This window comes from Euzebyella marina, assembly GCF_014855515.1.
In the GTDB taxonomy this organism is placed as follows: Bacteria; Bacteroidota; Bacteroidia; order Flavobacteriales; family Flavobacteriaceae; genus Euzebyella; species Euzebyella marina.
In genome coordinates, this window is the sequence record NZ_JACYFK010000005.1 from 54,585 (window position 1) to 69,986 (window position 15,402).

General features: G+C 41.3%; 14 protein-coding genes. 1 reads left to right on the plus strand and 13 read right to left on the minus strand.

The window, feature by feature from the left end; all coding sequences use genetic code 11:
* Positions 1-4: 4 nt before the first annotated feature.
* From IL356_RS17590 to IL356_RS17640, 11 genes are read right to left on the minus strand one after another with little or no spacing between them, the layout of a single operon-like run.
* Positions 5-1,465 carry an FGGY family carbohydrate kinase gene (locus tag IL356_RS17590; protein WP_121849411.1) on the minus strand — a complete coding sequence of 487 codons (1,461 nt, stop codon included), beginning with the start codon at positions 1,463-1,465 and terminating at the stop codon, positions 5-7.
* 2 nt (positions 1,466-1,467) lie between these two features.
* Positions 1,468-2,436, minus strand: coding sequence for an ABC transporter permease (locus tag IL356_RS17595; protein ID WP_121849412.1), 969 nt, complete (start codon positions 2,434-2,436; stop codon positions 1,468-1,470).
* Entirely contained in the window at positions 2,436-3,923 is a 1,488-nt protein-coding gene (locus IL356_RS17600; RefSeq protein WP_121849413.1) for a sugar ABC transporter ATP-binding protein, read from the minus strand. The genes IL356_RS17595 and IL356_RS17600 overlap by 1 nt, the downstream gene beginning before the upstream one ends.
* Complete coding sequence (locus IL356_RS17605; RefSeq protein ID WP_121849414.1) at positions 3,923-4,534, minus strand: DUF2291 family protein; 612 nt, start codon at positions 4,532-4,534, stop codon at positions 3,923-3,925. The genes IL356_RS17600 and IL356_RS17605 overlap by 1 nt, the downstream gene beginning before the upstream one ends.
* Positions 4,535-4,551: 17 nt before the next feature.
* Positions 4,552-5,493 (minus strand): D-ribose ABC transporter substrate-binding protein, encoded by a 942-nt coding sequence (locus tag IL356_RS17610; protein WP_121849415.1) that lies wholly within the window; start codon positions 5,491-5,493, stop codon positions 4,552-4,554.
* Complete coding sequence (locus IL356_RS17615; RefSeq protein WP_121849416.1) at positions 5,490-6,941, minus strand: DUF1593 domain-containing protein; 1,452 nt, start codon at positions 6,939-6,941, stop codon at positions 5,490-5,492. The genes IL356_RS17610 and IL356_RS17615 overlap by 4 nt, the downstream gene beginning before the upstream one ends.
* Before the next feature lie 7 nt (positions 6,942-6,948).
* The gene (locus tag IL356_RS17620; protein ID WP_121849417.1) at positions 6,949-8,367 is read right to left on the minus strand and encodes a DUF1593 domain-containing protein; all 1,419 of its coding nucleotides are present in this window, start codon (positions 8,365-8,367) and stop codon (positions 6,949-6,951) included.
* Positions 8,368-8,378: 11 nt separating this feature from the next.
* Positions 8,379-9,347, minus strand: coding sequence for a transketolase family protein (locus tag IL356_RS17625; protein ID WP_121849418.1), 969 nt, complete (start codon positions 9,345-9,347; stop codon positions 8,379-8,381).
* A 5-nt stretch (positions 9,348-9,352) separates the two neighbouring features.
* On the minus strand, positions 9,353-10,177 hold the full coding sequence (locus tag IL356_RS17630; RefSeq protein ID WP_121849419.1) for a transketolase: 825 nt from the start codon (positions 10,175-10,177) through the stop codon (positions 9,353-9,355).
* Complete coding sequence (locus tag IL356_RS17635; protein WP_121849420.1) at positions 10,174-11,595, minus strand: L-fucose/L-arabinose isomerase family protein; 1,422 nt, start codon at positions 11,593-11,595, stop codon at positions 10,174-10,176. The genes IL356_RS17630 and IL356_RS17635 overlap by 4 nt, the downstream gene beginning before the upstream one ends.
* 6 nt (positions 11,596-11,601) lie before the next feature.
* Entirely contained in the window at positions 11,602-12,363 is a 762-nt protein-coding gene (locus IL356_RS17640; protein ID WP_121849421.1) for a DeoR/GlpR family DNA-binding transcription regulator, read from the minus strand.
* Between the two features lie 158 nt (positions 12,364-12,521).
* Between IL356_RS17640 and IL356_RS17645 the strand changes: the two genes are divergently transcribed.
* The gene (locus tag IL356_RS17645; RefSeq protein WP_121849422.1) at positions 12,522-13,613 is read left to right on the plus strand and encodes an adenylate/guanylate cyclase domain-containing protein; all 1,092 of its coding nucleotides are present in this window, start codon (positions 12,522-12,524) and stop codon (positions 13,611-13,613) included.
* Between the two features lie 20 nt (positions 13,614-13,633).
* On the opposite strand, the gene IL356_RS17650 is transcribed toward IL356_RS17645, so the two are convergent.
* Both IL356_RS17650 and IL356_RS17655 read right to left on the minus strand, forming a co-directional pair.
* Complete coding sequence (locus IL356_RS17650) at positions 13,634-14,368, minus strand: LytR/AlgR family response regulator transcription factor (RefSeq protein WP_121849423.1); 735 nt, start codon at positions 14,366-14,368, stop codon at positions 13,634-13,636.
* Positions 14,369-15,397 carry a sensor histidine kinase gene (locus tag IL356_RS17655; protein WP_121850736.1) on the minus strand — a complete coding sequence of 343 codons (1,029 nt, stop codon included), beginning with the start codon at positions 15,395-15,397 and terminating at the stop codon, positions 14,369-14,371.
* Between the last annotated feature and the right edge of the window lie 5 nt (positions 15,398-15,402).

Below are 15,402 nucleotides of genomic sequence, written 5' to 3' on the forward strand. Positions count from 1 at the left end.
AGTTCTATTTAGGTTGAGTAGTTTTTATCAAGTTCAGCCAATTGCTATATTTTCGGTCGAGTTTCACACTTTCTTGGGAACAATCTAATTTTTGAACGGATTTTAAACTGGCTATATGCTGAAGGTCAGAGAAAAAACCTGAAGATAATCCGGCCAAAAAGGCGGCACCCTGGGCAGATATATCACTGTTCTCTTGCATCGTAATATTCGTCTTCAGCAACCTTTCTAGTGTTTGCTGAATAAATTTATTTTTTGACAAGCCACCATGCATGGCTATCTGACTTATTGGTTGGCCCAGATCGGATTCCATAGCCTCCACAACAGCCTTTATCTGAAAACATATAGTTTCTAAGGTTGCGGCCACCATATCGTAATCTGTAGTGCCAAAAGTGATTCCGTGAAAACTCGCCTTTCTATCCATTTGCCAAAAAGGGGCTCCTAAGCCGCTAAAAGCGGGAACCAGAAGAACCTCTGAAGTGTCGGTTGCTTTCAAGGCCATTTCTTCCGATTCTGTCACATCATCTAACAGTTTTAAAGACCTCAACCATTCCATCATAGAACCACAGGCTACAATTGCGCCCTCCCATGCATACGCCACCTGATTTTCGGTACTCCAACCAATGGTATTCAACAACCCTTCTTTTGAAGGTTGGGGCCTATCACCAATATGCATAAGCATAGAACAGCCCGTACCTAATGTCATTTTAGTATCGCCCTGATTCATACAAGCTTCGCCGAACATAGCAGCATGAGAATCACCGATTATAGCCCTAATTGGTATTGGATTTGGCAGAAGGTCAAAAATATTGGTAGTCGCATAAAAAGCGGAAGAAGGCTTTACCTTTGGGAACTTCAAAGTTTGTAAGTGCCATTTTTCTAATAGCTCTGCATCCCAAACCAAATCATGAATATTGAAGAACAAAGTTCTTGAGGCATTGGTATGATCGGTCAAAAACTCTTCGCCATTGGTTAGGTTGTACAAAAGCCAAGTATCTATGGTTCCGAAATGTATCTCACCAGTAGCGATTTGCTTGGCCACATCAGGTTCATTCTCCAAAATCCATAGAAGTTTACTTCCTGAGAAATAGGGGTCAATAATCAGGCCTGTCTTTTTCTTCACCCATTCTTCTTGGTGCTTCATTGCTTCGCACAATGCAGTTGATCGCTTACAAGCCCAAACCACAGCAGGATAAACGGGGACTCCTTCCGAATTCCATAAAATAAATGTTTCGCGTTGATTGCTAATACCAATCGATTCGATATGTTCACCGTCAATCTCTTTTAGAACTTCGCGACACGCCTCTTCTACGCTCGAAAGAATCTGGTATGGGTCTTGTTCAACGCGACCATCAGAAAAATAATCGGTGGGTAAATCGGCCACGGCTTTTTTCGCCACCTTTCCTTCTCCATCAAACAAAATGGCCTTGGTACTACTGGTTCCTTGATCAATGGCTAAAATGTACATGACTACTCTTTATTGGTTTTATCCATTATTACGGCCAATAATATAACAGCACCTTTGACCACCTGCTGCCAAAACGGACTCACATTCAATAAGACCAGTCCGTTATTCAAAACTCCAATAATTACCGCACCTAAAACAGTGCCCCAAATGCTGCCTTTACCACCACTAAGCGATGTACCGCCAATTACCACAGCGGCAATGGCGTCTAACTCATAACTGAGACCTGCGTTGGGTTGTGCGCTATCTAAGCGAGAGGTTACCATGAGCCCCCCAATGGCAGCGGTTATACCTGAAAGGGTGTAAACAATCATCTTAACCCTTTTGGTATTGATTCCCGAAAGAAGTGCGGCATTCTCATTACCACCGATAGCGTAAATGTATCTACCTAAAGGAGTTTTATTGGTAAGAAATACGGCCAACAAAACTACTACCGCGGTTATCCAAACCGGAAAAGGAACTCCTAAAAACCACCCTGTACCGATAAAACCAAAATGATCACCCAATCCATTTATGGGGAAACCTTCGGTATAGAGCATAGTGAAGCCTCGAGCCATTGTCAACATCGCCAAAGTGACTACGAAGGCAGGAGCCTTAAAACGGGTGATGGCGAAACCATTGAACCAGCCCAAAGCTCCCCCAACCACTATAGCGGCAATAATAGCACCCAACAAGGTAAAACCGATATTCACATTTTCCGATGGTACGTCTATTCCGAACTTGAGGAGTCCTGCCCCTACGGCACCGGCAAAAGCTAATATGGAACCAACGGAAAGATCAATGCCCCGGGTTAAAATAACCAAGGTCATACCCACCGAAATACAAATATTAACCGATATCTGTCTTAGAATATTCCATCCGTTATTTACGGTCAGAAATTTGTCCGATAAAATACTGATAGCCAAGCACATTACGAAAAGTGCAATCAGTGGCTGTAGCTTAATCAGTCTGTCTTTAGTGGCAGTTGCTATCATTATGCTATTGCTGCTTTTAGAATATTTTGCTCATTCGCTTCATCTATATCAAAATTGCCGGTTATCCGTCCTTCACTAAGCACCAAAACCCGATGACTTACTGCCAGTATTTCAGGAATCTCAGAAGACACGATGATTATACCCATTCCCTCGGAAGCCAGTTGGTCAATGAGTTTGTGTATTTCACTTTTCGCGTGCACATCGATTCCTCTTGTAGGTTCATCAAGCATCAATACCTTTGGATGGGTTGCCAACCATTTGGCCAATACCACCTTCTGCTGGTTACCCCCACTAAGGTTTTTAATCAGCTGTTGGTCAGAGTCTGTTTTTATTTTAAGTTCATCGATGTACATTTCTGCCAAAGCCCTTTCTCTATCAATTTGCAATACACCCACGTTACATAGTTGCCTCAAGACCGTTAAACCCATGTTTTTTCTTACCGAAAGGTCCGGTACGATGCCATCTCTTTTTCGGTCTTCGGTAACAAGTGCCAACCCTTCTTTGATGGCGGTGATGGGGGAATTAATTTTTTTTGAGATGGAATCAATTTTGATTTCCCCTTGAGAAATACCGGTATGAACTCCAAAAATAGTCTCCAACAACTCTGTTCTGCCAGCACCCATGAGCCCAAAAACACCCAATACCTCTCCTCTTCTGAGATCAAATGTTATTCCCTTTTCAACATTGAAAGTCGGCAGCTTTAAATCGTATATTTCTAATATTTTAGGGTCATCGTTCTTTTTGACATGAATATTGTGACGGTGTAATTCTACTTCTCTACCGGCCATCATTTTAATAAGCTGATTTTCATCGACTTCGGATATAGCACCAGAACCGATAAATTTACCATCACGTAAAACCACATAATCGTCGCATATAGAAAATATCTCTTTCATTTTATGTGAAATATAGGCGATGGCCTTACCCTCTTTTTTTAGCTCAGAAATTATATCGAACAAAATTTTGGCTTCACTATCGGTAATGGCCGAAGTAGGTTCATCCATAATCAAAACCTTTGTATCGAGCATTAAGGCCTTGGCTATCTCCAATAACTGTCGCTCGCCCACCTTTAATTTCTCCACCCTGGTGTTTGGGTCTATCTTCAATTTTACTTTATCAAGTAGAAGGGCCGATCTGATGTACATTTCTTTTTTATCCAAAATGCCAAACTCGTTTTTTAATTCCCTTCCCAAAAAGATATTTTCAGCCACGCTTAAATAGGGTAGTAAATTGAGCTCTTGATGAATAATGGCGATACCGGCATTTTGAGCTTCCCTTGTGTTTTTGAACGAAACAGCCTCACCGTTCATCAACAATTCCCCCTCATAATCAGTATAGACCCCACTTAGAATCTTCATCAGAGTAGATTTACCCGCCCCATTTTCGCCAATTATACTCGTCACGTGCCCGGCATTCAGTTCAAGACGCACCTCTTGTAAAGCGGTGACCCCTGAAAATCGCTTGGTTATGTTTTTGGCAATGAGCATTACTGAAATTTGATTTGAACAGGAAGTACCTTAAACTGGTTGGTAGGCGGAAATTTTTTATTTACCTCCATCGCCCCTATAACCTGTAGCGTGTCACCTACCTTAGCTTTCTCTTTAAAAGGAGGAATCACGGTGTTTCTTATCATCTTATTGACCTCAGCAGCGATAGCATTCAAATCAGAAGTGTTTTGAAATTCTTTGTTATCAATCAATCCCGAGGCATCACGAATGGCATTTCCGTATATAAACTCGGTCTGTAATCGAACAATCAATTCATCTGAAATGGCCAAAAGGTATTCATCATCACTCTTATCTTCTACCGAGGCCGTAAACTGAATCAAAAAATAGCCAATATTGCCTACCGCTATCGCATTCGACCATTCCTCAAAAGCCCCTTGTTTATCGGACTGTAACCGCTGGACTAATTCTGGTAATGGAATCGCATCGGTATAAACGGTCGGTAATTCCTCGTTCACATAATTCTGGGCATAAGTAACGTGGTCAAAAGTTTCTACTTCATTTTTTAGCTCGTTCAAAGGCCTTATTTCAATCGAGAAATAGCCCACGATTAAAACAACCAATACCCACAAGAAATCTTTGAGAAATTTCATATTTAGTTCATTAAACCTTATTCACCGTACGCCGCATAATTTTCAACATTCTCGGCAGTGACCAACTCTACCGCAACCGGAATTTTCTGGGCAAAATCACGCTTTCCGCGTATGTATTCATCTGCAAAGATGGCTGCTCGTTCTGCCATTACATTAGGAAACTGCATTCCCGTTGCGGTAATTTTACCCTCTTGAATGGCCGATACCACGTCATCTGCGCCATCAAAGCCGAAAACCTTTACCGAATCTGCTATACCTGCGCCTACCAGAGCCTGATACGCTCCCATGGCCATGGCATCATTACCACAGAAAACACCCTGAATGTTCGGGTTTGACTGAATTATCGATTCCATAACCTCAAGTGCCTTATTTCGGTCGAAGTCTGCATTCTGTTGCGCAACCATTTTCAGTTCCGGGTAATTATCAACCACCGAATGAAAACCATTGGAACGAGCCCATGTATTATTATCACCGACCAAACCCAGCAATTCAACATAATTGCCTTTCTTATTAAGTTGCTGGGCAAAATAGGCCCCTACAGCAATACTACCCGAATAGCTATCGGAGAGTATTTGGGATGTAGCTGCATTTAAAGAGTTGATTTCCCTATCCATACAGAAAACAGGTATGCCGGCTTCTTTGGCCTTTTTGACATTGACGACACTACCATCAGCATCGGTGGGATTGAAAAGAACGGCATCAAAACCGGAAACAATAACATTATCAAAATGATCAGCCTCTAAAGCGGTGTTGTTCTGAGAATCGAAAATCTTGGCCTCATAACCCAATTCTTGGGCTTTTGCCGCAGCACGTTCTCCCAAAAAAACAAACCACGGGTTGTTCAATGTAGATATAATAACCGCCATTTTCTTAGGGCCTGAGTTCTTATCTTCTTGTTGTTTACAACCTAATGCCAAGGCTAAAACCAATAAAAAAACCTTTGTTGACGACAGTTTCATGGTTGCTTGGGTGTTACGTTCACTATTACCCTTTGGTATCTGGTCAATGAAGGCATACCATTATCGGTAACCTGTAAAATGAAATGTATGGTACCAACTTTATCGGTATTAGGTGCAACCAGGCTAGCGGTATGGGTATCGGCATTTATCAACTCTATATTTCCTCTTCTACTTACATTTAGAGTTCCTACCTCTTTGTATGCAAACCATTGATAACTTAGCTCATCACCGTCAGGATCGGTTGAATTAGCTCCGCTCAATACGATTTTCTCTCCTTCATAAACCGAAATCTCATTCTCATGATTCAATTTTACGGTTGGAGGATGGTTCGCCTGCTCATATATTTTTGTATTGCTCCAATCTATTCTTGCCGCAAAATCATGCTGATAGGCCTCGCGCCAACGCCAAATAGTGGCATGGTGGCTTGTATGCATCTTTTGGGTATGTTCGCTATAGACCTCATCTTGGGTATTGGTCCAAATAGGCCGTAATTCAGGCTCATACATGTATTTTTTATATTGAGGAACGTACAACTCGTACCTACCGCCCCAACTACCATAATTTGGGTTTTCAGGATTGCTTAAGCCGTTATTGATCAAACCTAAGAATGAAGGGGTATCGCCCTCCATTAAATACTCGGTGTGGGGATGCTCCGCTCCGAGCGGACCATGATTTTGACGTATATTTTTGTCAAGCCAAGGATTATCTACCAAAGTAAAATCTGGGCCATCAAACCGACCATGAAATTTGTCACCAGAAATACCCGACCATGTGGCATAATGGTACTGCCCTCCCCCATTTTCTTCATAACCAGGGCTCACCACATAAAAAATATTCGGGAAGTTGTTGCGTATCCATGGTCCTGAATCATCTTGATCAGAAATGGTATATACCCTCATTTTTCTGATTATCTGGTCTAATTCAGAAACCGTTTTGGTGCGCTGCATTTTCCAGAGAGCTTGTGCCAAAACATTCGTACCGCCCCAGGCCTGAATATAAATCGGTCGCTTATCGTCTTTTTCAAGTACTCGAATCAACCACTCCGAGCCTTCAGAATCGTTACCCTCGCCAACGCCTTCCATTCCAAACTTAGGGACACCAATCTTGACTATACTATTTAGATATTCGTGAGTTGGGTAACCCTTTTCATGAACTTCTAGATTCTGCCTCACTTTGCCATAGGCATCTACAATTTCGTGAATTCTCCATTCTGCGGTCTTATCTCGTTGCCAACAAGAGGTCGTGGCTACAATACCCTCTACATCCCACATATTGCTATAGGTGAGAAATCTTACCAAAGACTGTGCATCATCTGGCTCATTCTCTATATCTGTCAAAACAAATACTCGTGGTTTTTCATTAAAGTATTGAGCATACAATCGACCACCCGCGCATAATGTGGAGAAAAACAAAAGGTAAAAAATCGAAATCAGATAAACCTTTTTCATAATTTGTTCAATTGGGAATGATGTTCACGATTACCCTCTTGTATCTAGAAAGAGCCGGAGAGCCTTTATCGGTGACTTTTAGTATGAAATGAACTGTTTCCGGTTTCGTAACCTCAGGCGCTTTTATGGTGTGAACAAAATATAGATTTTCAGATAAGCCAAATTCAATTTTCTCTTTATAAGAACCGACTTCAGAATACTGAAACCATAGGTAACTTAAACTATCGCCATCTGGGTCTGTGGTTCCGATGGCGTTTAAACCAAAAATCTCTCCCGATTTCACGGTAATTTCATCATCATGACCCAAAGCAGGAACGGGAGGATGGTTGGCGTTTTCATAGCTTTGCGTACACCAATCCATTCTTGCGGCAAAATCATTTTGAAAATCATCACGCCACCGCCAAAGGGTAACACGGTTATCGGTAAAAGTGAGAGTATCATTTTTGACATTTCTACCAAATTCATTTGAAATAACGGGACTGTAGGTGTCATTTATGTTGGTCCAAATAGGTCGGGTCTCCTTTTCAATTGGCACTCCACCGGTAAAACCTTGGTCGAGCGAGTCTGGCCGATAGAGTTCATAGCGACCGCCCCAGCCACCCCAATTGGGCTTTTCGGGGTTATTCAAACCATTAGGAATCAAGGAAAGATAAGCGGGTGTATCACCTTCCATACCATAAGCGACATCTGGATACATAGTACCCAAAGGGCCATGCCCTTGTTGAATATTTTGAGCTAACCAAGAATTGCTAACGGTAGAATTGTCGACGCCCTCTATAGGTCTATTGATTGCAATCCAAGTAGCACCAAAATAACCTCCAGGGCTTACAATATAAAAAAGGTCAGGAAATTCTTTACGGATCCACGCGGCACTATCATCTTGATCAGAAATAGTGTACACCCTTATCTTTTTTATCAATCGGGCAGCCTCTTTTTTGCTCTTGGTTTCCCTAATTTTCCAGAGCGCTTGCGCCAAAGTATTTGGCCCTCCCCAAACTGATATATATAAAGGCCGCTCATCTTTCTCTTCCAAAACTTTAATAATCCATTCCGATCCTTCGGAGTCCTTCCCTTTGCCTACTCCTTCCATTCCATACACCGGAAGTCCTTCTTTTACTAGAGCCAACAAATCTTGAGGTGTCGGAAAACCCTTTTCGTGCTTCAATAGGTTGGGCTGAACCTTAGCATAGGCATTTATAATCTCACGTAAAGTCTCCGGAACCACTTTGCTTTTTTGGTGTACCGAAGTGGTAGCGACCAACCCTTCTATTTCAATCTCGTTGGCATAAAGCAATAGGCGGGTAAGCGATTGGGCGTCGTCTGGGTCTGCTTCTATATCGGTAAGCACCAATAAGCGATGCGGCTGTCCGCTAACCTTCATTGAGAAGCAGAGCAGTAAAATGAGAAGAGGTATGATTTTTTTCATTTTCTTTAATTTTAACTAAGAATGTTCAGCACGGTTTCTTTCAACCCCTCTGCTGAAATTCCGTAATGGTCAAAAATATTGACCTGTGAGCCTGTTACGGTATATTCATCAGGTATACCAATAATCTTAAAAGCATTATGAAAACCATTTTGCATTAGATAGGATGCACAGGCCTCGCCCAAGCCTCCATTGACCATATGCTCTTCTACCGTCACTATCGGTCGACCATTGGATGCCATGTCGGCAATCAAGCCCACATCTAAAGGTTTAATGGTATGCATACTGACGACCGTGGCTTGAACACCCCGTTCCGTTTCTAAAACCTTGGCCGCTGACCAAGCGGGATATACAGCCTCACCCGTTGCAATTATTGTCACATCATCACCTCTTCTGATAATTCTGCCCTTACCAAATTCAAATGATTCGTTTTGCTCATTTAAAAAAGGCATGGCTTTCTTACCAAAGCGGAGATAAAGTGGTTGGTTGAAATTCACTGCACTACGTACCGCCTGTTCCGTTTCGTAATTATCCGCAGGGGCCACGATGGTAATATTGTTAATCGCCCTAAGCGCTGCAAAATCATGTAAACTGTGGTGAGTGGTTCCTAAAGCCCCATAACTAACGCCTGCACTTATCGCGACCAATTTTACCGGATTATCGGAATAACACACATCATTCTTTATTTGCTCTAAGGCTCGAGCACTTAAAAAACAGGCAGGAGATACGGCAAAGGCTTTTTTTCCTGCAGACGCTAAACCTGCAGCTACACCCACTAAATTTTGTTCAGCTATACCTACCTCTACCACTTGATCAGGGAATTTTTCAGCAAAAGGCACCAACTTTCCGGAACCTCGAGAATCACTAGTGGTCACCAATATGTCACGATCGGTTACAGCCAACTCTTGAAGGGTATTCGAAAATACCACTTGATTGGGTACCCCCATGCGCAACTCTTTTTCTTCAATCTTATCAAGTTCCATCGGGTTCAAATTAAAGATTGTGACTCGTTTAGTTCATTTAATGCCATTTCGTACTGCTCATCACTTGGCACGCCGTGATGCCATTTAAGATTGCCTTCCATATAACTTACCCCTTTACCCTTTATCGTGTGCGCAATAATGAAATTGGGTTTTCCCACTTTAAAAGGCCCGTTGTTGAGAGCTTCTATAAGTTCTTCTATGTTATGCCCGTCGACCTCTCTTACTTCCCATCCAAAAGCCTGCAACTTTTCCTTTACAGAATCAATCCTCATGACATCTTCGTTGTTACCGGTAATCTGTTGCTTGTTATAGTCTAAAATGGCATAGAGATTATCTAAGTTGTAGTGGGCAGCCGCTAAAAAAGCCTCCCAGTTAGATCCTTCGGGAAGTTCACCATCTCCCAGTAAGGTGAAAATTCTATGATTCTTCTCATCCAATTTGGCTGCAATGGCTTCGCCTACACAAATGGGCAGCCCGTGACCCAGTGCACCAGTGTTCTGTTCCATCCCATTTACTTTTTTAGTGGGATGGCCAATATAATTGGACCCATAAGCACATAATGTTTCTAAATCATCCTCGGGAAAAAAGCCCTTATCGGCCAGGGTCACATATAAAGCCTCTACACTATGGCCCTTGCTTTGAATGTAACGATCTCGGTCGGGGTCTTTGAAGTTCTTTGGGTCTACATTCAAAACCTTGTTATAAAGAACGTTCAATATATCGGTGCACGACAAACTACCCCCTGTATGCCCCGCCTTGGCATGGTAGATATATTTCAAGAGCTGCTTTCTGAGAAATATAGATTTTAACCGAAGTTCCCTAACTGTCATGATACTTCTTTATGATGATATACTTGCCAACCTAGATAATTGCCCAGCGCTTCTTCTAAAATTGATGCCGTCTTCGAGGCATTCATAACTACGTGATGTTCAAATCCGTTTCTACAGACATAATTCATCAAACCCTGTAAATCTCCAATATTGGCAACGGCACGGTTACCAAATGTTTTTAGGGGGTCGTCGGTCAATTCGCCCTCACCCACATAAGCCTTGATGATTCCCTTAGGGTCGTCAGTACTGATACGCCCGTAGGTTAAGGGATTCGCGGGAGTTCTACCGTCTAAGGCACCATAAGTATTTTCAACCCCCACGGTAGAACCGAGAATCGGGGCATTGCTTATTTCAATATCCGGAAGAAAAGATTTCGCCCAATTACCACAATGAAAAAGCACTACCTTATTCACGTCATTAGCATAATTATTGTTCCAATCGACTAGCGCGCTTGGTGAACCCGATGCCAGTTGCATGGCATACATACTCAAAGTTCCGGTAACGTCTACTTCACAGGCAGAAGGCAACATATTCTCACTCATAATGCTCATGCTCGTGCATACGTTACAGCCATAATTTTGCTGTAAAGATGTCCAACATTGTATGGCTGTAGCATCTAGCGCATATTCTTCTACAAACTCATTGAGCACTACGTCGAGTTTGGCCATTTGAACCATGGCCGCATCCGGGGTTTTTCCCTTGGGAGCATAAGAGTTGATCAAATCGATATGCTGTTTGACCGATATATCATCTTTTGTGAGCTTTTCAGCTCGACCCAAAATTTCGGAAAGGTCTACCGTGTGTACCGATATACCATTGCGCTGAAGAATCTTCTCGGAATATCTAACCGTATTAAAAGCTCCGGGCCTGGCACCTACCGCACCTATTCGAACATTTCGCAGCCCCTTTACCACCTTGCATATAGAGACAAAATTCAATAAGTCTTTCTTAAAGCCTGGCTCGGACGGAAAGGATACGTGACTACTAGTCAGCGAATACTTGATACCATATTGATAAAGATTGTTACAAACCGATATTTTACCGCACCAAGAGTCCCTTCGATTTGCAACATTCATTTTAGATAACTCATCAGGGTAAGCCTGAACCAAAACGGGCACCTTCAAATCAGCAAGTTTCAAGGTATCGGCTACCCCCTTCTCATCTCCAAAATTTGGTAAAAGAACCAGCACACCCGTAATTTCATCTGCATGCTTCTTAAATAGTTCTGCACATTTTTGCGCCTCTTTAAATGTTTCAACACCCCCAAGCTTTGTAGAGGTAGTTGGTAAAAGAATAGGGGTTACCCCGAGGTCTTCAAAAACATCAAGGATTTCAATTCTTGCCTTCTCCACTAAACTATCGGGGAAAAAATCCCTATTTCCAATGATGACCCCAATACCCATTTTTTCTGTTGACATATCTGGTTATGCTATGATTACCTCTATTTCGTTTTCTTTGAACATCTCTTTATCCTTACTCTTTATTCCAGAGTCTGTAATAATGTAATCGATCAGTGATAAAGCACCTAAACTTGCTAAAGCACTTTTTCCGAACTTGGTATGGTCTGCCACTAAATAAGAAGTGTCGGCAGCATCTATCATCGCTTTTTTTACCACCAAGTCGCTTAAACTAGGGTATGTAAGACCTGATTTTAAGGAGATTCCCGCAGTTGCCAAGAATAATTTTTGCACATTGAGTCCATCAAAAAAATCAGCAGCCTTTTTCCCTGTTAACGACAAGGTAGGCGGCTTGAATTCCCCTCCGGTCATGATTACCTCAATACCTGGTTCTGTACCCAGCATCAGCGCAATATTCAAAGCATTGGTAATGACCGTCAGGTTTTTATAACCCATTAACTTTTTGGCTATCTCTGTCGTAGTACTGCCAGAATCAAGAATTATGGTATCACCACTTTCAATGAACTCTACGGCCTTTTTTGCTATCACCTCTTTTAGATTAAGATGGTCTTGGTTCACCAATGAAAGGCTCTGAACCTGACTTGAAACATCTCTTAAAAAGGCACCACCGTGCTCACGAACAATTTGACCTTCATCCTCCAGCTTTTCTAAATCTTGGCGTATGGTTACTTCGGTAACCTTAAAAATTTTGGCCAATTCGACCACTTTGGCCGAACCATCTTCTTTTAGAATTTCTAAAATCTTTATTTTTCTTTGATTTGGAAGCATATACCAAATAAAAGAAAAAAATAATAAATAATCGAAAATATTCAAATCATATTTATCCTCTTACCAATATCACTTTGAAATTAAACTTCCAATTATCTGAGATTTCATGATGATGGTAAATACCAATAATAGACTACTTTAGGGGCAAATAGCCGACCATGCTCCGACCCAAAACAAAAAGAAATCTTGCTAGAATATTGCCATTCGGTATTATTTGGTTGGTGATAGGCTGGCTCATACTTTTCATACAGGAAGCGGCCACACAACACAAAAACCTTAACCCTGATGCAGCCATAACCCTTACGCCTAGCGTATTCGTATTTGCCAGCTTAGCGGTCGCTATTGTTGGCTGGGCCGTCGGTGCTGTTGAAGTACTTTGGTTAGGGAGGCTCTTTGAGAAAAAGTCATTTTCCCAAAAACTTTTCTACAAAGTCTTGTTCTACAGCGTATTCTTACTAATCGTGATGATCATTGTATACCCCATTGCCGCGAGTTTAGAACTTGGTTTGTCACCGCTTCATTCAAAAGTGCTTGAAAAACTATCCAATTTTTTCATTAGTATCGACTTTGCCAGTACTGCCGTATCATTGGCGTTTAGTCTTTTTGTGAGTCTCTTTTATTCCGAAATCAACGAAAATGTCGGTCACGGGGTACTTATGAACTTCTTCACCGGTAAGTATCACAAACCAATTGAGGAAAAGCGAATTTTTCTCTTTTCGGACATGAAATCGTCCACCACCATTGCCGAAAAATTGGGGCACATTAAATATTTCGAGCTGTTAAGAAATTATTATTCCGATTTCTCGGATGCCATCATAGATTCTTCAGGGGAAGTGTATCAGTACGTAGGTGACGAAATAGTAATCACTTGGGAAATTAATCAACAGACCGATATCTCAAGATGCATCGATTGCTTTTTTTTAATGAAAGAAAGCTTGAGTAAACGTGCCGCCTGGTATGAGAAACAGTTCGGACTGCAACCTACTTTTAAAGCAGGTCTGCACATAGGGCCTGTTACCACCGGCGAAATCGGAACCTTGAAAAAAGAAATCATTTTTACAGGTGATGTGTTGAATGCCACGGCTCGAATACAAAGTCTCTGCAATCGGTTCGGCACCGATCTTCTTATTTCGAAGCATTTGGCCGATCAACTCGGTTCGTACAAAAACTATAGTTTTAAATCAATGGGTTCTCAATCGTTACGTGGAAAAGAGGAACCATTGCAGCTATATACACTAGAACCAATCTGAATATTATTGAATAAGTCTTTCTAGCCTCCCAACGAGTTTCTTTGAACAAACTCAAGAAATTTTGGCTTGTACTGGTCAGAAACCGTAATTCTTAAATCATTGATCAAAATCTGACTTCTTTCAATTACCTCGACATTATTCAATGAAACGATGTATGACCGATGAACCCTTAGAAAATCAGTTTCAGGAAGTTCTTCTTCCAAAGATTTTAAGCTCATTAAAGTTAGAATCGGTTTGGGATTTCCTTTGAGCCAAATTTTCACGTAATCCTTTAATCCCTCAATAAAAAGAATTTCACTGAGTTGAATTTTTAGCTGCCGATATTCCGATTTTACAAACAGAAACTCCTTTTGAAAATTACCTTCATTTACTTTTGGAACATTTTTTAAAGAAAACCAATCCAACGCCTTTTGGGCGGCCATTAAAAATTCTGAATAATCGAAAGGTTTAAGCAGGTAATCTAATGCAGATACCTTAAAGCCCTCTAGCGCGTATTGATCAAATGCCGTTGTAAATATTACTTTGCACTCTTTTGGCAGCATTTTCGACAACTGCATACCGGTCAAATCAGGCATTTGAATGTCAAGAAACAATAAGTCTACCGGTTCATGTCGCAAAAACTCTAATGCCTCGATGGCTGAACTACATTTTTTTTTCAGTTCTAAAAAGGGAGTTTTTTCTACATAGCTCTCGACTAAGTTGAGGGCCATGGGTTCATCATCTACTACAATACAACTTAAAATTTGGGCTGCCATTTACGTTTCAACTTTTAATTCTACGTGGTACATTCCTTCATCGACCCATTTTCTTAATTGGTGCTTAGAGGGGTATAATAGTTGTAATCTCTTCTCCAAATTCTGCAGGCCAATACCCGACCCACTTTTATCCGAGGTACTTTTAGGAAAATTTCTATTGACGACCCTAAAATCTATGGTATTCGACTTAATATCCATTCGCATATCAATTTCACTATCGTCTTGAGCTGAAACCCCGTGCTTAAATGCGTTCTCTATTAAGGAAATGAAAAGCAAAGGCGCTACCTGCAAGTTATTATCGCTCGATGGAAAATTAGTTTTCACGCTCGTTGAGTCGGAAATGCGTAATTGCATGAGATCAATATATTTTTGAAGGAAATCTATTTCTTTTGATAAGGGAACTTTCTCCGATTTAGTCTCGTACAACAAATATCGCATCAACTTGCCCAAGCTATGAATTGTTGATTTGGCTTGAGAAGGAGAAATATCTACTAGGGAATAAATATTATTCAGCGAATTAAAGAAGAAGTGCGGTTGCAATTGGTAGCGCAGATGCTGTAACTCTGATTGTAATTTAACATTTGCCGCTTCTTTTCTCTCCGTTTCCGTTCGTTGCCAATTTTCCATGGTCTTAAGAGCAATAGCGCACATAACGGGTAACATATACGAGAACATCTGAACGTATAGAAACATCTTCGGCGGAGGCCCCTTGCCTTCTTCCATAGGTTTAAAAACTTGCTCAAAGAAAAGCATATTGATCTCTCCGCGCAGCGCTATGAATAAACCTATCGCTATCAAGTTGTAGAGAATAAACCAAAAAGTTTTGCCGGTAAACAGAAACCGACTTACCAGAAACAAGTAATTGATATAAAAGAGAATGGCATAGAAGACCAAAGGAACCCATGAATGTGCCGCCACCTTCGAAAGCAACTGATCATCTCCTGATGATAAAAGGTAAGGAAGGCTGAATAATACGGCCCAAGCCAAAAAATGAAATAATACGATTATTTTTTTATCACTCTTAATCATTTGCA